Here is a 25,482-nt window from a genome sequence, read left to right on the forward strand (position 1 = left end):
CACCCCCCCGAACCAAGGACCCCCCCCGTGATCATCGAACGCCGCCTCACCCCGTACCTGGTCTTCCACGACGAGTCCGTCGTGGTCGCCCTGCGCAAGATGACGGGCAATGCGGAGCGGATCGTGTTCGTCGTCGACGGGACCGGGCAGCTGCTGGGCTCGCTGACCGACGGGGACTTCCGACGCTGGATCGTGGCCCACCCGGAGGCAGATCTGGAGGTCGCCGTCCAGCAGGTGGCCAATCCGCATCCGGCCACGGTCGGCCCGGAGGCCACCGAGGAGCAGATGCGCGCGGCGCTGCCCGCCGGCGCCAGCCACCTGCCGGTGCTGGATGAGCGCGGGCGGATCACGGCGATCGCGATCGACCGCCCGGCCGAGCTGCGCATCGGCGACCGGCGCATCGACGAGTCGAGCCCGGCCTATGTCATCGCCGAGATCGGCAACAACCATCAGGGCTCGGTCGATCAGGCCCGCCGCCTCGTCGATCTCGCCGCCGAGGCCGGCGCCGACGCCGTGAAGTTCCAGCTGCGCGACATGGACACTCTGTACCGGCAGTCCGGATCGACGTCGGCGGGGGAGGACCTGGGCGCGCAGTACACCCTGGATCTGCTGGCCAAGTACTCCCTGCCTGCCGAGCAGCTCTTCCGGGCCTTCGACCATGCCCGGGAGCATGGCATCCAGGTCCTGTGCACCCCGTGGGACGAGGCCAGCGTGACGGCTCTGGCGGACTACGGGCTCCCGGCGCTGAAGATCGCCTCGGCCGATCTCACGAACCACGGCCTGCTGCGCGCCGCCGGATCGCACGGGCTGCCGCTGATCCTTTCGACCGGCATGAGCCGGGAGGCCGAGATCCGCGAGTCCGCCGCTGTGGTGCGCTCGCTCGGGGTGCCCTTCGCGATGCTGCACTGCCAGTCGACGTACCCGGCGCCGTACAAGGACGTGAACCTGGCGTACATGGACCGCCTGGCCGAGATCACGGCAGTGCCGGTGGGCTACTCCGGGCACGAGCGCGGCTGGCACGTTCCCCTGGCAGCCGTGGCGCGCGGAGCCAAGATCATCGAGAAGCACTTCACCACGGACCGCGAGCTCGAGGGCTCGGATCACCGGGTATCTCTGCTGCCCGATGAGTTCCGGCAGATGATGAGCCAGATCCGAGATATCGAGCAGGCCATGGGCACAGCACAGGAGCGCACCGTCTCCACCGGCGAGGCCATGAACCGCACCAACCTGGCCAAGTCGCTCGTGGCCGCCGGACCCATCTGCGCCGGCCAGCGGCTGGGACAGGGGGACATCGAGGTCCGCAGTCCGGGCCGCGGCCTGCAGCCGGACCGGCTGAGCCAGCTCGTGGGCCGCACCGCGCACCGCGACATGGGCGCAGGCGACTTCTTCTTCGAGGGCGACCTGCTCGATGCCCCGGCCCGCGGACGCGACTACTCCTTCCGCCGCCCCTGGGGGCTTCCGGTGCGCTATCACGACGCGCTGTCGCTGCTCGAGTCCACGCACCCCGACTTCCTCGAGTTCCACTTCTCCTACAAGGACCTGGAGATCGACATCGATCAGGCGCTGCCGCAGCGACTGCCGATGGGCTTCACCACGCACCTGCCGGACCTGTTCGCCGGCGACTTCCTGGTGGATCTGTCCTCGCGTGATCCCGAGCACTGGGAGCGCTCGATCGCCGAGGTCCAGCGCACGATCGATGTCACCCGTGCCCTGCGCGCCAGGTTCACCCAGGACCAGGACCCGATCATGGTGGTCACCATGGGCGGGTTCACCTCCGACGGGCACCTGTCCGCCGAGCGGCGAGCGGACAAGTACCAGCGCATCGCCGATGCGCTGAAGCGGCTGGACTCCTCGGGCGTGCGGATCGCCGCCCAGACGCTGCCGCCCTTCCCATGGCTGATGGGCGGACAGCAGTTCCACAACCTCTTCCTGGACCCGCAGGACACCGCGGACTTCGCCCGCAGCACGGGCACGGATCTGTGCCTGGACATCTCCCACACGCGTCTGGCGGCGACCTTCCTGGGGATCTCGTTCGCGGAGGCCGTCGAGACCCTGGCTCCGCTGAGCTCGCACCTGCACCTGGTCGACGGCACCGGCGTGGACGGCGAGGGCGTGCAGGTCGGCGAGGGCGATGTGGATTGGCCGGTGCTCGCCGAGCAGCTCGACCGGCTGGCTCCCGGCGTGAGCTTCATCCCCGAGATCTGGCAGGGCCACGTGGACGGCGGCGCCGGATTCTGGACCGCCCTGGAGCGCCTGGAGCCGCTGCTGTGAGCGCGCTTCCCAGCACCTCGCCCGATCCCCTCGTGCTGTGGGTCGTGCCCGTCGCCGATCTCGGCGGCGTGGCCCGGCATGTCCTGGACGCCCTGGGCCACGGTCTGCCGGGTCTGCGCGCCGTGCTGCTGTGCCCCGAAGGCCCGCTGGCCGAGCGAGCTCGTGAGACGGGCATCGCCGTGCTGACCGACGAGCTGGGACCGCAGGCCGGGCTGCAGCGCTCGGTGCGCAGCCTGCGCAGGGCGATCCGGAGGCTGCGTCCGCGCGCCGTGCACACGCACCTGGCCTATGCCGATCTCATGGGCGCCGTCGCGCTGGCGGCTGAGCGCAGCATCGCGCTGATCAGCACCGAGCACGGCATCGCCCCGGATCAGGCCCTGTACCAGTCGAGCCGGGTCCGGGCCTCGGCGGTGCGGGCGGCGCATCGGGCACGGCTGCGCCGGAGCGATCATCTGATCGCGGTCTCGGAGTCCACGCGCGCCGTCGTGCGCGAGATCTGGGATCCGAGCTGCCCGATCTCGGTGGTGCGCAACGGCGTGGACGTCGTGCGCGTCCGCCAGGCCGTCGGGCAGGCTCCCCGACAGAGGCTGGGGGAGGGCGTCCGCCTGCTCACCCTGTCCCGGCTGGCTCCCGAGAAGAACGTCAGTGCGCTGCTGCGCGCCATGCCGGCCGTGCTGGCGCGGGATCCGCAGGCCACCCTGACCGTGGCCGGCGACGGCCCGCTGCGCGAGACGCTGCAGCGGCTGTCGGCCACCCTGGGACTGGGTGAGGCGGTGCGCTTCGCCGGGCGCGTCGAGCCCTGGCCCGCGATGGCCGAGCACGATGTTCTGATCCAGCTCTCGGCCTGGGAGAATCTGAGCTACAGCCTGCTCGACGCCGCCGCCGCGGGCATGCCCGCCGTGGCCACCGATGTGGGCGGCAACGCGGAGATCCTGCCCGCGGAATCGCTGCTGGACCGGGCGGGAGCCGACGAGCTCGTCCACGCTCTCGAGCGCCTCGCGCAGAGTCCTGCGGTGGCGCAGACCCCGTCGGATGTGGAGCAGATGACGCAGGAGATCGCACATGTCGTGAAGGGAGCCCTGCGATGAGCACAGAGCCGATGCGCCGCACCCGCCGCGGCCCGCAGGAGTCCTCCGCGGCGCGGCGGAGCAGATCCGCAGGGGAAGCACCGTGGAGCAGCGCTCCGGCCCCAGCAGCGGTTCAGGCCCCTCCGGCGCCGCTGGCCTGGGGCTCGCCTGCCGAATACCTCCGGATGGCCATGGGGCGCTCCCCGATCGTCTTCCTGCTGGGCGCGCTGCTGTTCGTCGAGTCCCCCATGCCGGGGATCGCCATGAACCTGCCTGTCAGCGAGACCGTCATGGGCGTGCTGCTCGCAGGATCCCTGCTGCGCTCGGGGCGGCTGAGGGCCGCCGCTGTGCCCGTGGTCATGGTGCTGCTGGCGGCCGCCTACGTCTGGCTGCTGGCCGTCTCGATCACCTCCGACGTCGAATGGACTCGGCGCATGGTCCGCATCGGCATGCTCTTCGGCTTCGCCCTCATGCTGGCGACGGGGCGCGTTCCGCTGCGCCCGCTCATCTTCGGCATGGGTGTGGGACTGGTGATCAACGCCGTGCTCTTCTTCGCCGGTCTGGCTCCCGACAACTATCAGGGGGCGCTGTCGGGATACATCCTGGACAAGAACGTAGCCGGCTTCGTCTACGCGGTCGTGCCGCTCCTGGTGGTCGCCTTCATCCGCCACCCATGGGCGCGTGTGCTGGTCCTGCTGCTGGGGCTGGTGCTCGTATTCGAGACCGGCTCCCGCACGGGGCTGGCCGCGATGATCCTCGGCACAGCATGGATGGCTCTGGGCGGGCGAGGGGGTCCGGTGCTGCGCGCAGCGCTGCTGACGGCGTTCTACTTCGTCTTCATCTGGGCCGAGGAGAACCTCGCCTCGCTCGACGTGTTCGGCGACCGGACCGGCACCGACTGGTTCCGAGGCCGGATCGACGACGCAGCCTGGGCGAAGACCCAGCAGGCCATGCCGTGGGGCGAGGGAGCGGGCCAGGCGTTCGTGCTGCTGCCCCCGGAGCAGCAGCCGTTCTTCTTCCACAACTCCTACTGGGCGCTGATCGTGGAGGGCGGGCTGCCCCTGCTGGTGCTCATGCTGGCCGTGCTCGCGATCGGCGGCCTCGGCCTCGGAGCAGCCGGACGCAGGACCTGGGCGACCACGGCAGCACAGGCCTCCGTCCTCGTGATCCTTCTCGTGTCCTTCCGGCTCGGCGAGGTCTTCCTGACCGTCTATTCGATGGTCGCGCTGGGCGGGGCGATGGCCCTGTGGGAGCTGGAGCGGCGGCGGATGGCTCAGGAGAGGGCCCATGCCCGCAGCACCGGGGCAGCAGCCCCGTGAGCGCATCGAAGACGGCCATTCGACTCGTGGCCAATCAGGGCCGTGTCTCCGGCGGAGAGGTCATGCTGCTGCGTCTGGCGAGGCAGCTGCGTGAGCTCGGCCGGGAGGTCACGGTCGTGGCACCACGCTCGCCGTCGGAGACCGCCGAGCTGCTGGAGGATGCGGGATTCGCAGTGGAACGCCTTCCCGGTCGGTCGCGGCGCGCGTACATGCTGAGCCTGCGTCGGTGGCATCCCCGCTCGACGGTCGATGTGACGTGGTGCAACGGGCTTCTGCCCGCGGTCGCCCTGTCCGGGCGCGCCCGGCGGGTGCTGCACCTCCACCAGCTGCCTGCCGGGCCGCTGCAGGCGGTCCTGTCCAGGATCGCGCGTCTGGGAGCGGTGGCCACGGTGGTCCCCTCCGAGTGGATGTCCGAGCGTCTCCCGGGATCCACGCCGCTGCCGAACTGGGTCGAGGCTGCGCCGCAGGAAGCAGAGCCGCAGGGCTCGTCCCCGCGAGCCGAGGCCCCCCTGCGCGTCGGATTCCTCGGCCGATTGAGCCCAAACAAGGGCATCCTCGATCTGCTCCGGGCCGGCGAGCTGCTTGAGCAGGGTCGACCGGGCGGCATCGAGCTGCTGATCGCGGGGGACCGTCGCTTCGTGCCCTCGGCCCAGGCGGAGCAGATCCAGCGGCGCCTCGACGCTGCGGGCGAGCGTGTCCGGCTGCTGGGCTGGATCCCCAAGGAGGAGCTCTTCCAGCGGATCGACCTGCTGGCCGTGCCCTCCGACTGGTCGGAGGTCTTCGGCCTTGCCGCCGCCGAGGCCATGGCGGCCCGAGTGCCCGTGATCGTCTCCGATGCCGGTGCGCTGCCCGAGGTCGTGGGGAGGGACCACCCGCTCATCGCGCGAGCGGGGGACCCGGAGTCCCTCGCTGCGGCGATCCGGCGTGCCGAGCAGCTCGACGCAGAGGAGCTGGTCGGGACCCAGCACCAGCGCTGGGTCCAGCACTGGTCCCCGGAGGCCGGGCGGCGACGACTGCAGCGCTTCCTGATGGAGAGGGGAATCTGATGGACGCATCGACGACGAATCAGGGGACGCGGCCGGAGCTCAGCGTCGTGGTCCCGTCGCGCGGAGGAGCCCGCCGCCTTCCCCGCCTGCTCTCGGCGCTGGCCGAGCAGCAGAGCGCGCCGGACTTCGAGATCTGCGTGGTGCTCGACGGCGACGTCGACGGCTCGGAGGCGGTCCTGCGCGAGTGCGCCGATCGCTGGCCCGTCCTCGACCTGCACTGGGTGGTGTTCGCGCAGAACAGGGGCAGGTCGGCTGCCTTGAATGCCGGAGCGGAGGCGACGACAGGGCCGATCCTGATCCGTGCTGATGACGACCTGGAGCCGGGACCGCACTACATCCGGGATCACGCGGCCGCCCATGCGGCCGGGGACTGCGGGGTGATCGGCATGCAGCGCCACGTCCTGCCTCGAACGGCATATCAGCGCGTCTACGGAGATCGCGCGGACCTGCGCCATGCGGCCGAGGCCTACGCCCTGCCGCCCGAGAAGGTCTGGCGGCACTGGGCAGGCAGCGTGTCGGTCCCGCGGCACCTGCATGAGCGGATCGGCGGCTACAGCGAGGCCTATCGCCGCTACGGATGGGAGGATGTGGACTACGGATACCGTCTGCATCAGCTCGGTGTGCCGATCCGCTTCGCCCGGGAGCTGGAGACGAGGCACCACGCCGCGGCGACCACGACCCTCCTGAAGGCCCGGCGAGCCCTGCACTCCGGGGCCTCGCGGCAGATCTTCATCGCCCGGCACGGAGCCGAGGCGCTGGAGGGCGACCGTCCGCCGCGGGGGATATGGGGGGCGGCGGTGCGCCTGGTCGCCTCGGTCACCACCGAGCGGTCGCTGAGCGTGACGGCCCGGGCACTGGACCGAAGCATCGGGCGTCTGCCCCGGTGGCTGGCCATCAAGCTGATCGCGCTGCAGGTGGAGGCCGCCGCGGAGGCCGGTCGGCGACATCCCGCTCGCGCGACCGCTTCCTTCTGACATGATGACTATGCATCTGAAACAATCAAGCAGCGGACATCCCCCGGTCCGCTGTTCCCCCCCGCCTCGCAGAGAGCCCCTGATGAGCCACTCGTTCGCCGATGAGACGCGCCGGCCCCCGCTGGCGATCGCTCACGACTACCTCACGCAGCGCGGCGGCGCCGAGCGCGTGGTGCTCGCCCTGCATCGCCTCTACCCGGAGGCGCCCATCTACACGCTGTTCTACGAGCCCGAGGCCACGTTCCCCGAATTCCGCGACGCCACCATCATCACCTCGCCCCTGAACTCGATCGGCGCGCTGCGTCGGGATCCGCGCAAGGCGCTGCCGCTGCTGCCGTGGGCGTGCTCGCGGATGCTCGTCGATGCCGATCAGGCGATCGTCTCGAGCTCGGGCTGGGCGCACGGCTTCCGCTTCACGGGCGAGACCGCCGTCTACTGCCACACCCCGGCGCGCTGGGTCCACCTGCTGCAGGACTACGTGGGAGGGCCCTGGTGGAGCTCTCCCAAGGGCGTGCTGGCACGGGCCATGCACCCGGTGCTCGAGCCCTGGGACCAGCGGGCGCAGGCCCGTCACGACGTCTACGTGGGCAATTCCACGGAGGTCCAGCACCGCATCTCCCGCGTCTACGACCGCGACGATGTGCAGCTGATCTTCCCCCCGCACTCCGTGCAGACGGAGGCCGTGCCTCTGGAGCCGATCGAGGGGGCCCAGCGGCTCGTGGCGCAGGGGGGCTTCCTGCTCTCCGTGGCACGGCTGCTGCCGTACAAGAACGTCGACGCCGTGATCCGAGCCACCGAGCAGCTGGATCTGCCGCTGCTGGTGGTCGGGCGCGGCCCGGAGGAGCAGCGGCTGCGGGCGCTGGCGGGGGACCGCGTGGTCTTCGCCCAGGACATCTCGGACGCGCAGCTGCGCTGGGCCTACGCCCATGCCTCGGCCCTGGTGGCGGCCAGCTTCGAGGACTTCGGCATCACGCCGCTGGAGGCCAGCGCATGGGGCCTTCCCACGGTGGCGCTGCGCGGAGGCGGCTATCTGGACACCATCCGGGAGGGCCTCAACGGGACCTTCGTGGAGCAGCCGTCTCCTGAGGCGCTGGCCGCCGGGATCCGCAGGGCGCTGGCGCGCGACTGGAACCTGAAGGCCATGCGCGATCACGCCGCGAAGTTCTCCGAGCGCCGGTTCATGGCCAGCATCCAGAGGCTGCTCGAGGCCGAGGAGTCCGTGGTCTGCCCGCTGCCGGAGCGCGGGGCATCCGCTGCTCGGCACCGGCATTCCTCCGTGGCCTGACCACGAGCGGTCCGTCGCCTGCTCCGGACGGAGCCGGTGCGACGGGGGCGCAGGGCATCAGTCCTGGCGCATGCCTTCCCTCGACGCCGGGATCAGCACACCGTCCGCGCCCAGAGCCTCGAGGAACCGCTCGATGTCCGGTTGGATGTCCTGCGGGTCCAGCGGTGCGCCCGCCGTCAGATCCTCGGCGATCCGTGCGGCCGTGACGCCTTCGTCCGCCGACGTCGAGGGGTGCGCCAGCCGTTCCAGCAGCGCGATCCAGATCAGGGCCGAGGACTGCTCGAGGATCCTGGGGATCTCGGCCTCGAGGTCCAGGAGATAGACCGTCGGCGCGTCCGCTGCGGTCTCGTCGTGAGGCTCGGACAGCCAGACGACGGTCGGCGCCGGTCGCCAGGACATCGGATGTGCGCGGGGAATCATCGGCGCAGACCCCTCTTCACCGCGCCGACGGCGGCCCCGAGCCGGTCGCGGTAGTCCGCCAGGTAATCCGTCAGGCGCGGCTCCCTCTCGAGCTGCATGCGCAGATGACCGCGATTCGGCACCAGCGTGCCCAGGGTGATGCTCGCCCGCTCTCGGAAGCCCTCCGCGGCGTGGATCCGGGCGCGCAGCAGGACGTCCCGTTCGGCGCCATCGCGCAGTGCGCGCCACAGCGCGACCTCCGCCTGCGCGGCGGGTGCGCTCTCGCCGGTGGCGACCACCCAGGGCGCTGCTGCCCGCAGCTCCAGCGCGCGGGCTCGGACCTCGGCCCATTCCTGGGGCGAGAGGCTCGAGCGGAGGTGGGCCGTGTCCGGCTGCCCCCTCGAGGTGTCGCGGGCGGCGTGGATGACGATCAGAGCCAGGTGGTCCAAGCGCCCCGGCACCGTGCAGGGCTGTCCGCCCATATCCGCTGTGGAGCGCTGGCTCCAGAGCCGCTCGAAGACGGCCTGGGGCGTGGGGCCGGTGCCCGGGATCAGCTGGTGGATGTCCGCGTAGCCCAGATGGCTGTGCCACAGGGAGGCCGCGTGCTGGAAGATCGACCCGTCCCGGTAGCTCGTGACCAGGTCCCAGCCGCGGGCCTGCAGGACCTGGATGGCTCGGGCGGCCTGGTCCGGGGGCACCAGGACGTCGGCGTCCGTGGAGGCTCGACCGGACACATAGGTGCCCTCCGGGGCGGTGTGCCCCTTGTGGTGCAGGGCTCGGATCCCCGCCTGTGCGAACAGGTGGGCGATCATCGCGTGGGCGAAGCGGACGCGGACCTCCATGGGGAGGGCGGAGCCGACGGCGGGCTCGGTCACCGGGCTCGCTCCGCTGCGTCGGGAGCGGAGGCGTCCTGGTGCTCGAGCAGGCCGAGCAGATAGCTGCCGTAGCCGCTCTTCACCAGGGGCTCGGCGCGCTCGCGCAGCGCGTCGTCGCTGAGCAGGCCCTGTCGCCAGGCGATCTCCTCGGGAGCCCCGACCTTGAGGCCCTGGCGGTTCTCCACGGTGCGGATGAAGTTGGAGGCGTCGTTGAGGTCCGAGAACGTGCCGGTGTCCAGCCAGGCGGTGCCGCGCGGCAGGATGTCGACGCTGAGGCGGCCCTGCTCCATGAAGATCCTGTTGACGTCGGTGATCTCGAGTTCCCCGCGGGCCGAGGGCCTGAGCGACTCGGCGATCGCGATGACGTCGTTGTCGTAGAAGTACAGCCCGGGCACGGCGTAGGGGCTGCGGGGGAGGGGCGGCTTCTCCTCGAGGGAGACGGCGTGGCCGGCGTCGTCGAACTCGACCACGCCGTAGGCCGCGGGGTCGCTGACCCGATATCCGAAGATCGAGGCCCCCCGGACCTCCTGATGGCGACGCAGCTGCGTGCCCATGCCGGGGCCGTAGAAGATGTTGTCGCCCAGGATGAGTGCCACGGAGTCCTCGCCGATGTGCTCGCGCCCCAGCAGGAACGCCTGGGCCAGGCCGTCGGGGGAGGGCTGGACCTGGTAGCTCAGCCGGATGCCGAATCGGGAGCCGTCGCCGAGCAGGCGCTGGAAGGCCTCGGCATCCTGCGGTGTGGTGATGATGAGGATGTCCTGGATGCCCGCCAGCATCAGGGTGGACAGCGGGTAGTAGATCATCGGCTTGTCGTAGACGGGCATGAGCTGCTTGGAGATCCCGAGGGTGATGGGATGCAGCCGTGAGCCGGTCCCGCCGGCGAGGATGATGCCCTTCATGGGGACTATCCTAGGGCGAGACATGCATCCCATGCGATCGCATCGTTCTGGCTCCTGCAGCCGCATCCCCAACCCCCTTTCGGAGAAGCCTGTGCCCCCCAGCGATCAGTCCCGCCTCTCGGCCGGGTCGACCATCGCCGATCTGCGCGTGGTCTTCACCCTGGTGCCGTGGCGGATGCGCTGGCGGATCATCGCCATGGCGGTCGCCGCGCTGCTGGCGGCCATGCTGGATCTCGTGGCGGTCGCGGCCATGCTGCCGCTGACCCAGATGCTCACCGCCCCGGACCCGCTGCCGGGTGCGGTCGATCGGTTCCTGGTCCCGCTGGCGGGCACCGACCCTCGGCGGCTGCTGATCCTCACAGCGGTGGCCGTCGGCGCCGCCTTCCTGGTCAAGAACGTGGCCGTCATCGCCATCCGGTGGTGGAGCATCGGGCAGTCGAATCGGGCCAGCGCAGCCGTCCAGGCGGAGCTTCTGCGCCGCTACGCCGCCGCGCGCTACGTCGATCACCGCCTGCGCTCCAAGTCCGCGATGACCAACATGGTCGGCGGTGCCGTGCCCGCGGCGTTCTCCCTGGTGCTCTCGAGCTGGCTCGCGCTGCTGGTGGACCTGCTGTCCATCGTGCTGATGCTCGGGCTGCTCGTGGCCATGTCACCGATCGCAGCGGCTGCGGCCCTGGTCGTCTTCGGCGGCTTCGCCGTGCTGCTCTCCCGCTATCTCAAGCCCTGGTCGCTCAAGTTCGCCCATCGTGCCTTCGAGCTCGACCGCGACGCCATCGCCGCCCTGAATCCGGCGATCGAGGGCTTCCGGGAGACCAGGCTCTTCCAGCGCGAAGAGCTGTTCGTCGAGCGCTACCGCAGGAACAAGGAGGAGGCCGCCGGGCTGGCGCGCTTCCAGTCGGTGCTCATCGAGCTGCCGCGCTACCTGCTCGAGGTCGTCATGATCCTCGGCATCCTGCTGGTGGCGCTGCTGCTGTTCGGCCTGCAGGGCCCCGAGAGGGCCTTCGGCCTGCTGGCCGTGTTCGTCGCGGCTGCCATGCGCATCGTCCCGGCGCTGAACCGCGTGGTGGCCTCCAACAACCAGATCCATGCGGGCACCCCGGCTCTGCGCGGACTCGTGGCGGAGATCCGCACGCTCGAGCAGCAGGGGGTTGCTCGGCGCACGGGCGGTGACGTGGAGCTGGACCCCACCGCGCCGCTGCGCGTCCGCGATCTGGGCTTCCGCTTCCCGGACGGCAAGCGCCCTGTGCTGGAGGGCGTCAGCGTGGACATCCCGGCGGGATCGACCGTGGCACTGGTGGGCGGGTCGGGCGCAGGCAAGACGACGTTCGCCGACCTGCTGGCCGGACTGTACGAGCCCTCGACCGGCAGCCTCTGCGTGGGCGGCGTGGATCTGACGGAGCACCCGGGCGCATGGCTGCCGCGGGTGGCCATGGTCTCCCAGCGCGTCTACCTCTGGGACGCGAGCATCCGGGACCTGATCACCTTCGCCGCGCCTGCGGGAGAGATCGACGAGCGCCACCTGGCCGACGTGCTCGAGAAGGCCCGGCTCACGGAAGTGGTGGAGTCCCTGCCCCACGGGCTGGACACCACCGTGGGGGAGGCCGGCACACGCCTGTCAGGCGGTCAGACGCAGCGGCTGGGGATCGCCCGCGCCCTGTACTCGCGTCCGAGTGTGCTGATCCTGGACGAGGCCACCAGCGCCCTGGACAACGAGACCGAGCGGCAGATCACGGAGACCGTCGAGCAGCTGCACGGACAGCTGACGGTCATCGTGATCGCCCACCGCCTGTCGACCGTGAAGAACGCAGATCAGATCCTCTACTTCGCCGAGGGCCGGCTGCGCGCGAGCGGGACGATGTCCGAGCTGGTGGAGCGCGACCCCGACTTCGCGCACCTGGTCGAGCTCGGCCGGCTGGAGGTGGGCTGAGGCGATGGGGTCGAGACCGCTCGATGCTCTCAGGCCGCTTATCGCCCGCAGCCTGGGCCCCCTGCGGCGGCAGAGCCCCTCCGTGATCTGGGGTGCCGAGCCCATGAACGGCGGGAACTTCCTGTACCTGTGGCTCACCGCCTGGTCGCGCACTCGGCGCACCGGCAAGCGGTGGACGGTGCGCTTCAAGCCCAAGATGCGCCCCTGGCTCGAGGAGTTCCCCGGCCTGCGTGAGTGGACCGTCCAGGAGCACGAGGTCGGCCCCCTCCAGCGGCGCACCGTGGAATGGGGCCAGCAGGCTGGCTACGACTACCTGGTCCCGGAGATCCCGATGTTCGTGCGCGAGGTGCTGCTGCCGGGCTCGGGCTTCCCCGAACGTGTGGCAGCTGCAGTGCCGGATGCGGTCGTGGTCAACGTCCGCCGCGGGGACTACTACTCGGACGCGCTGAACCGCAGCCGCTACGGGATGGACATCGAGGCCTTCATCCGCGAGGCCGTGCGACGGATACCGAGCACTGCGCAGGAGCGGTTCGTGCTGGTCTCCGATGACCCTCCGTGGTGCATGGAGCACTTGGGCTTCCTGGCCGAGCGGGGGGCAGTGCAGGCCATGCCGCCGCCGCACGACATGTTCCAGGACCTCGCCCAGCTGGCCGCAGCAAGGACGCTGATCCTCACGAACTCCACGTTCTCCTACTGGGGCGGGTATCTGGCCACGAGCCGGCCCCCAGCGCAGCGCCCTCGTCAGATCCTCGCTCCGCTGTTCTTCACCCGGCAGTACAACCACGGCGACTCGCCGCTGCTGCTGCCGCAATGGACGGCGATCCCCGAGGATGAGTACCAGACTGACCCTGGACTCTGATCCCGCAGGACCCGCACTGGGCACACCCCCGAGCACCCCAGGAAGCACAGCCATGACGACCGTTCCCCCCGCTGATCGCGCCGCCGCACCGGCGGTGAGCGTGATCATCCCCGCCTACAACGCTGCCCGGACGCTTCCGCTGCAGCTCGAGGCGCTGGCTGCACAGGTCGATCCGCCGGCCTTCGAGGTCATCGTGGTCGACAACGGATCCAGCGATGACCTCGCTGCGGCGGTGCAGCCCTTCCTGGGCGGGCCCCTGGACCTGCGCGTGCTGCGAGCGGAGGCGCACCAGGGTGCGTCCTACGCGCGCAATGTCGGCATCGGTGCGGCGCGCGCCGAGCTGCTGATGTTCTGCGACGCCGACGACGCCGTCTCCGCCCGCTGGCTGGCCCAGGGAGCGGCTGCCTTCGAGACGGCGGATCTGTGGACCGGCATGGCCCACCTGCTGCCCCAGGGGGCCTTCGAGCATCCGCTGGAGGTCATCCGGGCCCGGTTCGACGTCGAGCCGTCGCAGGAGGACGCCGTCGTCGAGGTGCGGCAGGGAGACGGGCAGGCACTGCCCGTGCTCTTCGGCGGCGACTTCGGCGCACGGAGGGACCTGCTGCTGAGGCTCGGGGGATTCGATCAGTCCTTCCCGCTGGCAGGCGATGACAACGACCTGGCCTTCCGCGCACAGCGGGCCGGGGTGTCACTGCATTCGGCCGAACACCTCCGTGTCGGCTGCCGAGGGCACTGGTCGGCCTCCGATCAGCTGCGCATCGTCCGTCGATCCGCCCGGGCCCACTGCCTGCTGATGCAGCGCTACGATGCCTGGCCCGCCTCGCAGATGCCCCGCTGGCACACGGAGCTGCTGCGCTGTGCCGGAGCAGGACTGAAGATGCTGAGCCGGCGGCAGACGCCGGACTGGTTCGGGCTCATCCACAGGACGAGCATCGCCTGGGGCCTGGCCGAGGGCACCGTCCGGTACCGCTGGCTGAGGCGGATGCCCGACGCGCAGATCGGCGTCGGTCTGCAGGAGGCCGCAGCGCCGTCGATGGACATGCACCCGACCCCGGAGGATGAGGCGAGCAGATGAGGATCCCAGGACTGGCCGCGCTGCGGCGCGCGGCATGGGAGGCGGCTCTGACACCGATCGTGCCCAACACCCGTCGGCGCGATCTCCTCCAGCGCCTCGGCCTGGCCGGCGTGGCGGACGGAGTGCTGATCAGCGACGGCGTGGTGCTCGCCCCGCCGCGTCGGATCAGCATCGGCGAGGGCAGCTTCCTGAACCGGCAGGTGTTCGTGGACACGGAGGTCCATCTGGGGCGCCATGTCTTCGTGGGGCCGCGAGCCATGTTCGTCACCACCCGTCATCCCGTGGGCGGCCCGCAGCAGCGGGCCGCTCCGGGGCACCCGGACCCGGTCCATGTGGGCGACGGCAGCTGGATCGGGGCCGGGGCGATCATCCTGCCCGGCGTCACGATCGGCTCCGGCTGCGTGATCGGCGCCGGAGCGGTCGTGACGAAGGACTGCGCCGCCGACGGCGTGTACGCGGGCGTGCCCGCCCGCCGCATCCGCGAGCTCCCCGACGATTCCCCGGAGGTCTCCGAATGAGTGCGCCCGAGGTCAGTGTGGTGATCCCCGCCCACGATGTCGCTGCCGTGATCGGAGAGCAGCTGGCGGCGCTGGCTGCCCAGCGCGGTGCACCGCGCTTCGAGGTCGTGATCGCCGACAACGGGAGCTCGGATGGCCTGGCGGGAGCAGCCGCCGGCTTCCGCGAGGATCTCGACCTGCAGATCGTGGACGCCTCAGCGCAGCACGGCGCGTCCTTCGCGCGGAACCGCGGGGCAGCTGTCGCCCGCGGGAGGATCCTCCTGTTCTGCGATGCAGATGACCTCGTCAGCGAGAACTGGGTCAGCGCGATGGCGGATGCTGTGCGGGCCGGGGGACGATGCCTGGCCTCGAGCACCCTCCTGCATGAGGGGTTCAATGACTCAGCGGTGCTCGCAGCCTATGGGATCGGTTCCGACCTGCAGCGACTGCAGGCGACGGATGAGCCGCCCACTGTGGCGGAGGAGGGATTCGCCGGCTATCTGCCCTCGGTGCCCGGATGCGGCTTCGGAATCCTGCGAAGCGATTACTGGGCTGTCAACGGCATGGATGCGGCGTACCCGGGCGGATCGGAGGAGACGGACTTCTCCTGGCGCTTCCTGGAGACCGGCGGAACGATGCTCCGGGTGCCCGCTGCCACGATGCAGTACCGCCTGCGCTCCACCCCACGGGCGCTGCTGCGTCAGCAGCGCATCCAGCAGCTGGCGCGCATCCTGCTGTGGATCCGGTTCCGGGACCGCGGCATGAACGGTCCCAGCGCCAAGGACTCGCTGCTGACCGTCGCACGCGAGGCGCCGCGGCTGCTGCTCGCTCGAGACCGGGAGAGCAGGCTTCTGCACGCCCGGCTCCTGGGCGGGCACCTGGGAGCGCTGCAGGGGATGCTGCGCTATCGCATCCTGCGCCGCATCCCGGCCCGCCGGATCGGGGAAGGCCTCGAACCCGCCGCCTCCGCCTCATCCTCGAGCTCCGACTGACCACGGAAGGCCCTGCTCATCATGGAACTGCTCGTCACCGGCGGAGCCGGCTTCATCGGCTCCAACTTCGTCCACCACGTCCTGGAGACCACCGCCCACGACGTCGTGGTGCTGGACAAGCTCACCTACGCCGGCGATCCGGCCTCCCTGGAGGGAGCCGATCCGCAGCGCATGCGCCTGGTCCAGGGCGATATCTGCGATGCCGAGCTGGTGGACGATCTGATGCGCCAGGCGGATGCCGTCGTGCACTTCGCGGCCGAATCGCATAACGACAACTCGCTGGCGGACCCGTCTCCGTTCATCCAGACCAATCTGGTCGGCACCTTCACCCTGCTGGAGTCCGCCCGCCGGCACGGCACCCGCTTCCACCACGTCTCCACGGACGAGGTCTACGGCGATCTGGCCCTGGACGATCCGGAGAAGTTCACCGAGACCACGCCGTACCGCCCCTCGAGTCCCTACTCGGCCTCGAAGGCCGGCTCGGATCACCTGGTGCGCGCGTGGGTGCGCTCCTTCGGTCTCGAGGCCACGCTGAGCAGCTGCTCGAACAACTACGGCCCGCATCAGCACGTGGAGAAGTTCATCCCGCGCCAGATCACCGAGCTGATCGACGGCCGCCCGCCGCGGCTCTACGGGCAGGGGCTCAACGTGCGCGACTGGATCCACACGCAGGACCACTCCTCGGCGGTGCTGCGGATCCTCGAGCGCGGGGAGATCGGCCGGACGTACCTGATCGGAGCGGACGGCGAGCGCAGCAACCTGGAGATCGCCCGGCTGCTGCTCGAGATCTTCGACCGGCCGGCCGAAGACCTCGAGTTCGTCCGCGACCGTCCCGGCCACGACCGCCGCTACGCGATCGACGCGACCGCTCTGCGCGAGGAGCTCGGCTGGACCCCGCGCTTCACCGATCTCCGCGCCGGGCTCGAGGCGACCGTGCAGTGGTACCGCGACAACGAGTCCTGGTGGCGCCCGCACAAGGCCGCCGTCGAGGCCGGCTACGCCCGGGAGGGGCAGTGACTGCGCACCCGGCCGAGCGCCGTGGAGCGCGTCGGGGCGCAGGGGGCGCGAGGCCATGAGCGAGCCGGAGCCAACGCCGAGGGACCTGCTGCGGCCGCTGCGGCGGATCAAGCACGGGCTGTGGCTGACCCGTCGGCGGCTGAAGCGGGCGCCTGATGCCGCCCGTCGGCACTGGGCAGCGCACATCGAGTACCGGTATGACCCGAGTGAGCATGAGCAGCACGTCGGCGACGTGGTGGTGCCCGCCTCCTCGACGTTCCAGATCGACCATCTCCGGTTCCCCCATGTGGAGCACGGGCCGCGCGGCGAGGCTCCGCGGGTCGTCTATGCGGCCTGGCTGGGCGCCAACGAGCTGACGGCCCCGCGCCGGACGGCCCTGCAGGTGATGCGGGAGGTCAACGCCGGGCTCGAGATCGCGCTGATCACGCTGGAGAACCTCGACGACGTCCTCGTCAAGGGCTCGCCGCTGCACCCTGCCTTCTCGTTCCTGAGCCCCGTACATCGCTCGGACTACCTCTGCTGCTACCTGATGCACCATCACGGGGGCGCCTACGCGGATCTCAAGGTCATGCGCCAGCCGTGGGCCCCGGTGCTCGAGAGGCTGAACTCGGCCGATCATCTGTGGGCCGCCGGACCGCATGAGATGAGCTCGCGGAACACGTGCCCCGCCATGGGCCCCCTCGGGAGGCAGCAGCGGCTCTACTACACGAGGACGGCCTTCCAGGCGGCCTTCGCCTTCAAGCCCGGCTCCAGCTGGACCGAGCAGTGGCTGTGCGAGGTCGAGCGGCGCCTGGACTACTTCCAGGGACTGCTCGCGCAGCACCCGGCCCAGGACCCGTACGGGTTGGAGGGCGACTACCCGGTACCGTGGAGCGCTCTGATGGGGCATGTGTTCTCGCCTCTGGCCCTGCGATACGCGCATCGCTTCGAGCCTTGGCCGCAGATGCACTTCGACTACACCGGCGGCGGCTACCGATGAGCCTCGCGGGGCAGCCGCCCTCCGTGTCCGTGCCATGGCTCTCTCTTCTGGAAAGGTCCCGCCCGTGAAGATCACCGAGACAGCGATCCCGGGACTGCTGATCGTGCAGCTCGACGTCCACGGCGACAGCCGCGGCTGGTTCAAGGAGAACTGGCAGCGGCAGAAGATGACCGAGGCCGGGCTGCCTGACATCCAACCGGTGCAGAACAACATCTCCTTCAACGGCGCGATCGGGACCACGCGCGGCCTGCACGCCGAGCCGTGGGAGAAGTACGTGTCCGTTGCGACCGGCCGGGTCTTCGGCGCGTGGGTCGACCTGCGCGAGGGGGAGAGCTTCGGCGCCGTCGTGACGCAGGAGATCGGACCGGACACCGCGGTCTTCGTCCCGCGGGGGGTGGCCAACGGCTTCCAGACCCTGGAGCCTTCGACCGCCTACACCTATCTGGTCACCGCGCACTGGTCGCCCGAGGCGCAGTCGCGCTACACGTTCCTGGACCTCGCCGACGAGACCGCGGCGATCGACTGGCCGGTCCCGCTCGAGCAGGCGGAGCTCTCGGACAAGGACCGCGAGCATCCGCGTCTGGCGCAGGTGGCACCGGTGCGGGCCTCGCCCGTGCTCATCCTCGGTGCCGCTGGGCAGCTCGGCCGTGCCCTGGTGGCGGCCTGCCGTCGTCGCGGGATCGCGCACCGGGCCCTGACCCGGGGCGAATGGGACATGGAGGACCCGGGCAGCTGGCCGCTCAGCGAGCTGGAGACCGCCCGCGCGGTGCTCAACGCGTCGGCGTTCACTGCGGTCGACGAGGCCGAGACCGCCGAGGGCCGCTCCCGAGCCTGGCAGGTCAACGCCACGGCCGTGGGCGCGCTTGCCGCCGCCTGCCGCGATCACGACGTCCCCCTGACGCACGTGTCGACCGACTACGTCTTCGACGGCTCCCTGCCGCTGGATCAGGAGCACGCCCCCGAGCACCCCGTGGCCCCGCTGTCCGTCTACGGCCAGTCCAAGGCGGCCGGGGAGGCCGCGGTGCGCACCTGGCCGAAGCACTGGATCGTGCGCACGAGCTGGGTGATCGGCGACGGCGCGAACTTCGTGCGGACCATGGCCTCGCTGGCCGAGCGGGGGATCGACCCCGCCGTCGTGGATGATCAGCACGGCCGTCTCACCTTCGCCGCCGACCTGGCCGAGGTCCTGCTGGACCTCGTGGTCGAGCAGGCCCCCTACGGCACCCGGCACGTCACCAACGCGGGACCGGCCATGAGCTGGTTCCAGGTGGCGCGCGCGGTCTTCGAGCTCACGGGCCACGACCCGCAGCGGGTGAGCCCCGTCAGCACGGCGGACTTCTTCCGGGACCGCCCCGGTGCGGCGCCGCGTCCCAGGAACTCCCTGCTGGGAGCCGAGGGCACCCTGCCTCAGGCGATGGAGAGCCTGAGCGCCTATACGCGCACGTTCAAGGAGCAGTCACGATGACCCACGGGCACGGCCGCGAGCAGGAGCTGTCCATCGGCCTGGTATCCGGCGGAGACGAGATCCGCTTCCGCTCCTACGTCAATCACCTGATCTATGCCCGGGAGCACGGTCTGGACTACCGGCTGGAGATCGGACTGGACGAGGGGATCGACAACCCCTTCCTCTATTCCACAGCCATCATCCGCCGTCTCCTGGAGCACTACGACTGGCTGGTGTGGATCGACGACGACGCCTACTTCACGGACTTCGACTCCGACGGCATCCGCCGTCTTGCCCAGGACGCAGAGCAGGACGGGAAGTTCCTGGTCATCGCAGAAGGGCCCGAGGAGCCCAATGGCTTCTGGTCCCGCATCAACACGGGCGTCTTCCTGCTGCGCCGCGGCGACGACGCGAACAGGCTGCTGCGGCTCATGGAGGACGCCGAACTCGATGCCGTGCGCGAGTGGTGGGATCCGCAGCGCGATGGGCTGTTCACCGGCGGCGACCAGGACCAGATGTGGTGGGCCCTCTCCACGACCGATCTGCTCGAGCGCACGCAGATCGTCGGACACCGCGCGCTGAACTCCCGGGGCCACTACTACGAGGATTCCCTCTCGGACGCGCTGGTCATGCACTTCTGCGGCCACGGCGACAAGCCGCTGGGCGTCGTCCGCTTCGCGGAGCGCTTCGGGGTGGGGGAGGAGCTCGTGCCCGAGCACCTGCTGGATCGCTACAGCGTCCGCGTGCGCAGCCCGATGACCCGCCCGGAGCGGCTCGCACGCGCAGCTCGGGCGCGCGCCTGGTCGCGTGCCAAGCGCACCGTCCGCCCTCTGCTCGAGAGGGTCCCGGCCGCGGAGGCGCCACTGCGCCGACTCGTCGGGCGCTGAGGGCCGCTGGCGCCTCTGGATCGTGGACGACGTCCGTGCTCTGGCAGGCAGTGCCTCACAGCGCTCGCCGGACCTCGTCCCACAAGCGCGGCAGCCGCGGCCCCAGCGGCACCAGGCTCCCCCGGGGCCGCCATGCGATCTCCTGCGATGCCGTGCCCTGGAGCAGCGACTCCCATGCCCTGCCCAGCTCGTCGTCCGACAGTGCGCCCAGGGCTCGCCAGTGGTACCCCTTCTCGGCCGGCAGCTGCGTCAGTGCAAGGGCCGAGGCTCCGCCGCGGGCCTTGCGGACGAACTGCTCGTAGCTGCGCCAGGGGCGGTGCAGGATCCGCAGCGACGACTCGGATCTGCCCGGTCGGCTGACCTCGTGGTTGCCCATGGCCACCACGGCCCCGGGGAAGGGGCGGAAGGCGACCTTGTCGTCGTAGTGGGGGGTCCGATCCACCCGGAGCTCGTGCTCGGAGTCGGGGGAGGGGAACACGTTGTGCACCACGGCCCGGGCGATCGGAGCGCGTGCGGATGACAGCGTCTCGGCAAGAGTGCCCTCAGCGCCGTACCAGAGCTCGTCGGCGTCGAACGGGATGACCCACCTGGCACCCGCACGGGCCGCGGCATCGGCCAGCATCGTCATCTTGGCGGACTGCACGTAGGCCGGCTCCGCGTCCCGGGCCACCAGGACCTGAGGATGCTCGGCGGCCAGCTCGCGCAGGATCCGACCGGTGCCGTCCGTGGAGAGGTTGTCCGCTACGAGCACTCGCTCCACTCCCTGCTCGAGCAGATGCCGGATCGTCTCGGCCGCGACATCGGCCTCATCGCGGACCATGCCCACGGCCCACAGGCCCCGGTGAGCCGCCAGGGGCGGCAGGTCCAGACCCGCACGGGCGATCCGCAGCTGCTGGGCCAGTGCTCCGGTCCGGCGGCTGAGCAGGCTGCTTCCCACCAGCCCGGCGTCCCGGCGGGCCAGGAAGGCCCGGTGCTTGAGGCGGCGCAGCGGATCGGCGCTCATCGCGGCGGCACCAGCTGGCTCAGCTCCCGGGTGAGCTCCGGGGGCTCTGGCAGCCCCAGGACCTCGGACAGCGTGCGGAGACGATGCCGCCAGTCCAGACTCTGCCGGGCCAGCAGCTGCTGGGCTCGTGCCGAGCCCGGGGTCCACTGCGCGCTGAGCTCGGCAATGCGCTCGAGTCCGACGACCGGATCCGTGGGGGAGACCTCCGCCGTGGCCGTCTCCCACAGCAGCTGCGCGGCGCTGCTCGGCGCCGCCCCGACGACGACCGCGCCGGCCGCCAGCGCATCGGTCCAGCGGCCCGTGAGGTAGTCCCGCGTCGGGTGGGTGTAGGTCGTGGGGCTGACCAGGTTGGAGAACGCCAGCATGAAGCGCGTGCGCAGCAGTGCCGACCGCACCTGCTCATAGCTGCCGGCGGGGTCCGCAGGATCCAGCGGTGGGCGTCCCTCGAAGCGCAGCCCACGCGCTGAGGCCAGGCGCGCAATGGCGGCGTCGTCGTCCCAGGCTGAGGGCTGGCGTCCGACCCGCAGCAGATCGGTGCTCCGGCTGCCGTCCTGCAGCGGGAAGGCGAGGGTGTCGGCGCCCCAGGGCAGCACGGAGACGGCAGCATCCGTCAGCGTTGCCCACTCCTGGCGAAGTCCGGGGTCCGTGATGAACAGGTGATCGAAGTGCCGTCCGGTACGGGCGAAGCGCGCGATGCGCTCGGTCCAGAACGAGTCGATCACCCAGGCCGCGGTCGAGGCATAGCCGGGCAGCCAGTGCCGCATCCGCGCGGCCTGGGCCAGGTGCGCCGGATTCGGGGCGATGACCAGCAGACGACGCGAGGAGGCGGAGAGCAGCCGGGGGATCGCGGAGGCGCCGCGCTGCAGCGCCGTGGGGCGGGCGCGCTCATCGATGGTGATCAGCCGTGCGTCCAGCAGACGCGCGCTCAGCTGGACGAGGGCGTCCACCGGGCCCCACCCCTGGCCGCCGGCGCGCACCTGCAGCAGATCCAGCTCCAAGGCGCCGACCCTCCTCGCATCATCGTGGCCCCGAGTTCGGTGCCGCGGGGCTCGCCCGATTCTAGGGCGCGACCACCCGCGGCACCTGCCGCGAGCCGCAGCGAGTCCGGGTGACGTGGCCCTGATCACAGTCGCTGACGCGCTCTGCCGGGCCTGCTCGCCGCCTGCGAGAATCGAGAGGCCGTCATCGCCGCCGCCTTCTCCCAGAGGACACCCATGACCACAACCGTCCTGCCTGTGCCCGAGCTCGAGCCGACCGTGCAGCGGCTGCTCAGCGCGCTTCGACCCCTCCAGGACGACGCCGAGGCCGAGCGCACCCGCGAGACCGCCCGGCAGTGGCTGGCCGGCGACGCCCCCGTGCTGCAGCAGCGCCTGCTGGACTTCGCCCGGCGGGAGGACGCCGCCGGTCGCAGCTGGCTGTCGCGGGAGTGGCTGCGCGGCTACCTGCGCACGCGCGAGTCCCTGCCGCTGAGCACGAGCGTGGGCTTCCAGCTGGCCGACGAGCCCGGGACTCCCGGCCTCGACCGCGCAGCCCGGTTTATCCACCGCGCGGCCGCCGTCCACCTGCAGCAGCTGCGCGGTGAGACCCCGGTGGAGGTCAGCCCGCGCGGTGCGCACCTGTGCATGCAGCAGTGGGAGGCCCTGGGCGGCGGGCTGCGGCACCCGCAGGCGGGCATGGACGAGATCCGCCGGCCGCGGGTCGAGGCCGCCGACGCCGAGATCGGCATCCTCCACCGCGGGCGCCTCCGAGTGCTGCCGATCGCCGATGCCGACGGCCAGCCCCGCAGCGCCGCCTGTATAGCGCAGGCGCTGCGCACGATCGTCGCCGCGCCGGGCGGAGCCCGGGACGAGCTGCCCTTCGGCGCGGTCTCCTGGCTGCCCGCCGACGACGCCGCCGAGATCCTCGAGGAGCTGCTGCAGGACTCGGCGAACGCGCGGACCTACGACCGGCTGTCCCGCTTGGTGTACACGGTGGACCTGCAGGAGCAGCAGCTCACGGATGAGCAGCACCTGCAGCACCTGGCCTTCGGCTTCCACGAGGCCTGGGTGCGCAAGCCCATGTCCTACGAGATCGCGCTGCACGACTCCTTCACGGGCGTGCACGTGGAGCACAGCACGATCGACGGGGCCACGGTGCTGGCGGCCGTGGGCCGCATGCAGCAGGTCGAGATCCACGACGCCCCTGCCGCCGTTCCGGAGCTGGTCATCGAGGCCCCGGAGCTCGCCTGGTCGATGACTGCGGAGCAGGCCCAGCGCGTGCGCACCGGGCTGGAGGGCGTGTCTCGGGCCGCCGAGCCGCTGTCGGTGCGCCTCGTCACGGTGCCGCGCGCGGCCGCCGAGGATCGGCCGTTCCGGATGAGCGACGACGCAGTCCAGCAGCTGATCTTCACGATCGCCCAGCAGCTGGCCTTCGGACGGGTGCGCAGCGTCTACGAGTCGGTCGACGTCCGCGATTTCCAGGCCGGGCGCACCGAGTGCCTGCGCCCGGTGACGGCCCAGGCCGTCGAGCTCGCGGCCGCCGCCGTGGAGGGCACCGCGACCCAGGAGCAGCTGCGCGCTGCGATCGAGGCGCACAAGGACTGGATCAAGGCGTGCAAGGCTGGGCACGGCCCGCAGCGCCACGTCACCGGCCTTCGGCTCATGGCGGATGAGGACCAGGTGCGGAAGGGGCTGCTCGGGGATCCATCGCTGGAGGCGCTCTCGGAGGACTTCCTGTCGACCACCTCGGTGGGCGGGGCGCAGTCCATCGTGCGCTACGCCTTCGCCCCCACCTCCGCGGCCGGTTTCGGCATCGCCTACACCAAGGGCGAGCGCGAGTTCGAGTTCTGCCTCAGCTTCCGCGCCGACACGGCCGAGGACCCCGACGGCTTCGCCGAGGCGCTGGTCGAGGCCGCGCAGCTGCTGTGGTCCGTTGTCGGGACGCCCGCGCGCTGAAGCGAGCTCCGGGCCCCACTAGGCCGTGTTGATCAAGAGGTTTCGACCTCGGCTGGGTGAGCCTTGAACGGTGACGCGACAGGAGATCTCTGACGGGTTGTGGGCCGTGATAGAGCCGTTGATGCCGTCGACCACTGGCCGCTCGCGGCCGTGGACGGATCATCGGCTCGCTGTTGAGGGGATCGCGTGGAAATACCGGACTGGGGCGCCGTGGCGGGATGTGTGAAGCGCCCTGGGTTTCGTTCCGACCTACTTCCTCAAGGAGGATCGGATCATGCCCCAGAAGTACACCCCCGAGTTCAAGGCGCGAGCCCTGAAGCTCATCGAAGAACGCGTCCGTGCCGAGCAGTGCTCTGGCTGGGTCGCCTGCACCGCCGTCGGTGAAGCCCTCGGCGGGATCTCACCGCACACGCTGAGGAACTGGTGGAAGCAGGACCGCATCGATCAGGGCGAGGCTCCAGGGCTGAGCACCGCTGAAGCCGAGGAGATCACCAAGCTGCGCAGAGAGAATCTTGAGCTGCGCCGCGGCAACGAGATGGCGGATTCAAGCGGTGGGCGCAAGGAACTCTGCGAGCTTCTCTGATGGTGTCAGATAGCCCAGCGTCTTGCGGGGGCGTCCGTTGAGGCTGTCCTGGATCGCGTCCAACTCCTCGCGGCTGACGACGCTCAGGTCGGTGCCTTTGGGCAGGTACTGGCGCAGCAGGCCGTTGGTGTTCTCGTTGCTCCCCCGCTGCCAGGGCGAGTGGGGATCGCAGAAGTAGATCGGGATTCCTGTGGCGATGGTGAACGCGGCGTGCTTGGACATCTCCGCGCCTTGGTCCCAGGTGATCGTTCGAATCAACGAGGACGGCAGCTTGCTGATTGCGGCGCGCATCGCGGCCTCGACCTGCTCGGCGCTCTTGCCGTCGGGCAGGTGCAGCAGCAGTGTCATTCGCGTCGAGCGCTCAACGAGCGTGCCGATGGCGCTGCGGCTGCCCTCGCCGAGGATGAGATCTCCTTCCCAGTGGCCTGGCACGGCGCGGTCGTCGGCTTCTGCGGGGCGCTTGCTGAGCATGATCATGCCGGGGATGCGGCCGCGACCGTCCGTGGTTCCGCGGGGCTTGCGGGCCGCTCTTCCGGACCGCAGGCACCGCGCCAGCTCACGGCGCAGTTCGCCTCGGCCCTGCACGAACAGCGACTGGTAGATCGTCTCGTGGCTCACGCGCATCTCCGGGTCGTCGGCGTGATCCAACCGTAGGCGCGCTGCGATCTCCTCAGGTGACCACAGTTGCTCCAGCCGGCTGGCGACCTCCTCGAGCAGCCGGCCCGACGCAAGCTTGAACGGCTTCGGTCGACGCGCCTGCTCGCGGGCACGTTCATGACCACGCCACGCCGAGTAGCCGCAGCGACCCCCACCGCGCTTCACCTCACGGCTGACGGTCGACACCGCACGCCCCAGCTGCTCGGCGATCGCGGTGAAGGTATCGCCGCGATTGATCCCGAGCAGGATCTGCTCGCGCTCGTCGATCGTCAGACAGCCCTGACGTGGCTCCCACCCGAACGGCCTGGCGTCAAGGTGCCTGCCGGCGCGGGCCATGATGCCGACCAGCGGCGCGCTGCAGCTGATCTCCTTGGCGATATCGACCAGCCGCCAGCCCCTCGCGTGCAGCCTGAGCGCCAGCTGCTTCTGCTCCCGGCTGAGATGACCGTGCTTGCCCTGCATCCGGATCCTCCTGTGATCAGTGACTGTCCCAT

General features: G+C 70.7%; 23 protein-coding genes and 1 pseudogene. 18 read left to right on the plus strand and 6 right to left on the minus strand.

Translation table 11 applies throughout. The features are described from left to right. Positions 1-27 precede the first annotated feature (27 nt). The 6 genes from JOE55_RS12745 to JOE55_RS12770 all read left to right on the plus strand — a co-directional run bounded on the left by JOE55_RS12745 (position 28) and on the right by JOE55_RS12770 (position 7,962). Positions 28-2,271, plus strand: coding sequence for an N-acetylneuraminate synthase family protein (locus JOE55_RS12745; RefSeq protein ID WP_204783116.1), 2,244 nt, complete (start codon positions 28-30; stop codon positions 2,269-2,271). After that, a complete protein-coding gene (locus tag JOE55_RS12750; protein ID WP_024290631.1) occupies positions 2,268-3,359 on the plus strand; it encodes a glycosyltransferase in 1,092 nt (363 codons plus the stop codon). Before JOE55_RS12745 ends, JOE55_RS12750 begins: the two co-directional genes overlap by 4 nt. Then, entirely contained in the window at positions 3,356-4,657 is a 1,302-nt protein-coding gene (locus JOE55_RS12755) for a hypothetical protein (protein WP_204783117.1), read from the plus strand. Before JOE55_RS12750 ends, JOE55_RS12755 begins: the two co-directional genes overlap by 4 nt. Beyond that, entirely contained in the window at positions 4,654-5,703 is a 1,050-nt protein-coding gene (locus JOE55_RS13495; protein ID WP_338125485.1) for a glycosyltransferase family 4 protein, read from the plus strand. The genes JOE55_RS12755 and JOE55_RS13495 overlap by 4 nt, the downstream gene beginning before the upstream one ends. After that, positions 5,703-6,677, plus strand: coding sequence for a glycosyltransferase family 2 protein (locus tag JOE55_RS12765; RefSeq protein WP_204783118.1), 975 nt, complete (start codon positions 5,703-5,705; stop codon positions 6,675-6,677). The genes JOE55_RS13495 and JOE55_RS12765 overlap by 1 nt, the downstream gene beginning before the upstream one ends. An 82-nt stretch (positions 6,678-6,759) precedes the next feature. Then, positions 6,760-7,962, plus strand: a complete 1,203-nt coding sequence (locus JOE55_RS12770; protein ID WP_024290627.1) for a glycosyltransferase — start codon at positions 6,760-6,762, stop codon at positions 7,960-7,962. Positions 7,963-8,019: 57 nt separating this feature from the next. Here JOE55_RS12770 and JOE55_RS12775 read toward each other — a convergent pair whose 3' ends face one another. Genes JOE55_RS12775 through rfbA form a run of 3 tightly spaced genes read right to left on the minus strand, consistent with a single transcriptional unit; the run spans position 8,020 to position 10,135 of the window. After that, complete coding sequence (locus JOE55_RS12775) at positions 8,020-8,382, minus strand: hypothetical protein (protein ID WP_204783119.1); 363 nt, start codon at positions 8,380-8,382, stop codon at positions 8,020-8,022. After that, positions 8,379-9,236, minus strand: a complete 858-nt coding sequence (locus JOE55_RS12780) for a nucleotidyltransferase family protein (protein ID WP_024290625.1) — start codon at positions 9,234-9,236, stop codon at positions 8,379-8,381. The genes JOE55_RS12775 and JOE55_RS12780 overlap by 4 nt, the downstream gene beginning before the upstream one ends. After that, the gene (rfbA, locus tag JOE55_RS12785; RefSeq protein ID WP_024290624.1) at positions 9,233-10,135 is read right to left on the minus strand and encodes a glucose-1-phosphate thymidylyltransferase RfbA; all 903 of its coding nucleotides are present in this window, start codon (positions 10,133-10,135) and stop codon (positions 9,233-9,235) included. Before rfbA ends, JOE55_RS12780 begins: the two co-directional genes overlap by 4 nt. 91 nt (positions 10,136-10,226) lie before the next feature. Between rfbA and JOE55_RS13500 the strand changes: the two genes are divergently transcribed. The 9 genes from JOE55_RS13500 to JOE55_RS12830 all read left to right on the plus strand — a co-directional run bounded on the left by JOE55_RS13500 (position 10,227) and on the right by JOE55_RS12830 (position 19,812). Beyond that, positions 10,227-12,062, plus strand: a complete 1,836-nt coding sequence (locus JOE55_RS13500) for an ATP-binding cassette domain-containing protein (protein ID WP_204783120.1) — start codon at positions 10,227-10,229, stop codon at positions 12,060-12,062. Between the two features lie 82 nt (positions 12,063-12,144). Further along, positions 12,145-12,921, plus strand: coding sequence for an alpha-1,2-fucosyltransferase (locus JOE55_RS12795; RefSeq protein ID WP_204783121.1), 777 nt, complete (start codon positions 12,145-12,147; stop codon positions 12,919-12,921). A 52-nt stretch (positions 12,922-12,973) separates the two neighbouring features. Continuing rightward, the gene (locus JOE55_RS12800; RefSeq protein WP_024290621.1) at positions 12,974-13,996 is read left to right on the plus strand and encodes a glycosyltransferase family 2 protein; all 1,023 of its coding nucleotides are present in this window, start codon (positions 12,974-12,976) and stop codon (positions 13,994-13,996) included. Further along, positions 13,993-14,514: an acyltransferase gene (locus JOE55_RS12805; RefSeq protein WP_024290620.1), complete on the plus strand. Its 522-nt coding sequence runs from the start codon at positions 13,993-13,995 to the stop codon at positions 14,512-14,514. The genes JOE55_RS12800 and JOE55_RS12805 overlap by 4 nt, the downstream gene beginning before the upstream one ends. Beyond that, complete coding sequence (locus JOE55_RS12810; protein ID WP_024290619.1) at positions 14,511-15,485, plus strand: glycosyltransferase family 2 protein; 975 nt, start codon at positions 14,511-14,513, stop codon at positions 15,483-15,485. Before JOE55_RS12805 ends, JOE55_RS12810 begins: the two co-directional genes overlap by 4 nt. Positions 15,486-15,506: 21 nt before the next feature. Further along, positions 15,507-16,502 carry a dTDP-glucose 4,6-dehydratase gene (gene rfbB / locus JOE55_RS12815; RefSeq protein ID WP_204783122.1) on the plus strand — a complete coding sequence of 332 codons (996 nt, stop codon included), beginning with the start codon at positions 15,507-15,509 and terminating at the stop codon, positions 16,500-16,502. 55 nt (positions 16,503-16,557) lie between these two features. Beyond that, a complete protein-coding gene (locus JOE55_RS12820) occupies positions 16,558-17,481 on the plus strand; it encodes a glycosyltransferase family 32 protein (protein WP_204783123.1) in 924 nt (307 codons plus the stop codon). A gap of 64 nt (positions 17,482-17,545) precedes the next feature. Then, positions 17,546-18,946 carry a sugar nucleotide-binding protein gene (locus tag JOE55_RS12825; RefSeq protein WP_024290616.1) on the plus strand — a complete coding sequence of 467 codons (1,401 nt, stop codon included), beginning with the start codon at positions 17,546-17,548 and terminating at the stop codon, positions 18,944-18,946. After that, positions 18,943-19,812: a hypothetical protein gene (locus tag JOE55_RS12830; RefSeq protein WP_204783124.1), complete on the plus strand. Its 870-nt coding sequence runs from the start codon at positions 18,943-18,945 to the stop codon at positions 19,810-19,812. Before JOE55_RS12825 ends, JOE55_RS12830 begins: the two co-directional genes overlap by 4 nt. A gap of 55 nt (positions 19,813-19,867) precedes the next feature. Here the strand turns inward: JOE55_RS12830 and JOE55_RS12835 are convergent, their stop codons facing one another. Next, positions 19,868-20,815: a glycosyltransferase family 2 protein gene (locus tag JOE55_RS12835; RefSeq protein WP_204783125.1), complete on the minus strand. Its 948-nt coding sequence runs from the start codon at positions 20,813-20,815 to the stop codon at positions 19,868-19,870. Then, positions 20,812-21,813: a glycosyltransferase family 1 protein gene (locus tag JOE55_RS12840; RefSeq protein ID WP_204783126.1), complete on the minus strand. Its 1,002-nt coding sequence runs from the start codon at positions 21,811-21,813 to the stop codon at positions 20,812-20,814. The genes JOE55_RS12835 and JOE55_RS12840 overlap by 4 nt, the downstream gene beginning before the upstream one ends. A gap of 216 nt (positions 21,814-22,029) precedes the next feature. On the opposite strand from JOE55_RS12840, the gene JOE55_RS12845 reads away from it, so the two are divergent. From JOE55_RS12845 to JOE55_RS12855, 3 genes and pseudogenes are all read left to right on the plus strand, one after another. Beyond that, a complete protein-coding gene (locus JOE55_RS12845) occupies positions 22,030-23,748 on the plus strand; it encodes a choline/carnitine O-acyltransferase (RefSeq protein ID WP_204783127.1) in 1,719 nt (572 codons plus the stop codon). Between the two features lie 70 nt (positions 23,749-23,818). Then, a pseudogene (locus JOE55_RS13640) lies at positions 23,819-23,971 on the plus strand (transposase); the annotation flags it as partial. A gap of 51 nt (positions 23,972-24,022) precedes the next feature. After that, positions 24,023-24,331: a transposase gene (locus JOE55_RS12855; protein ID WP_204783129.1), complete on the plus strand. Its 309-nt coding sequence runs from the start codon at positions 24,023-24,025 to the stop codon at positions 24,329-24,331. Here JOE55_RS12855 and JOE55_RS12860 read toward each other — a convergent pair. Beyond that, entirely contained in the window at positions 24,293-25,450 is a 1,158-nt protein-coding gene (locus JOE55_RS12860; RefSeq protein ID WP_204781924.1) for an IS30 family transposase, read from the minus strand. The two genes, JOE55_RS12855 and JOE55_RS12860, sit on opposite strands and share 39 nt — an antisense overlap. Positions 25,451-25,482: the final 32 nt, after the last annotated feature.

The sequence above is a fragment of the Kocuria palustris genome (genome assembly GCF_016907795.1).
Taxonomy (GTDB): Bacteria; Actinomycetota; Actinomycetes; order Actinomycetales; family Micrococcaceae; genus Kocuria; species Kocuria palustris.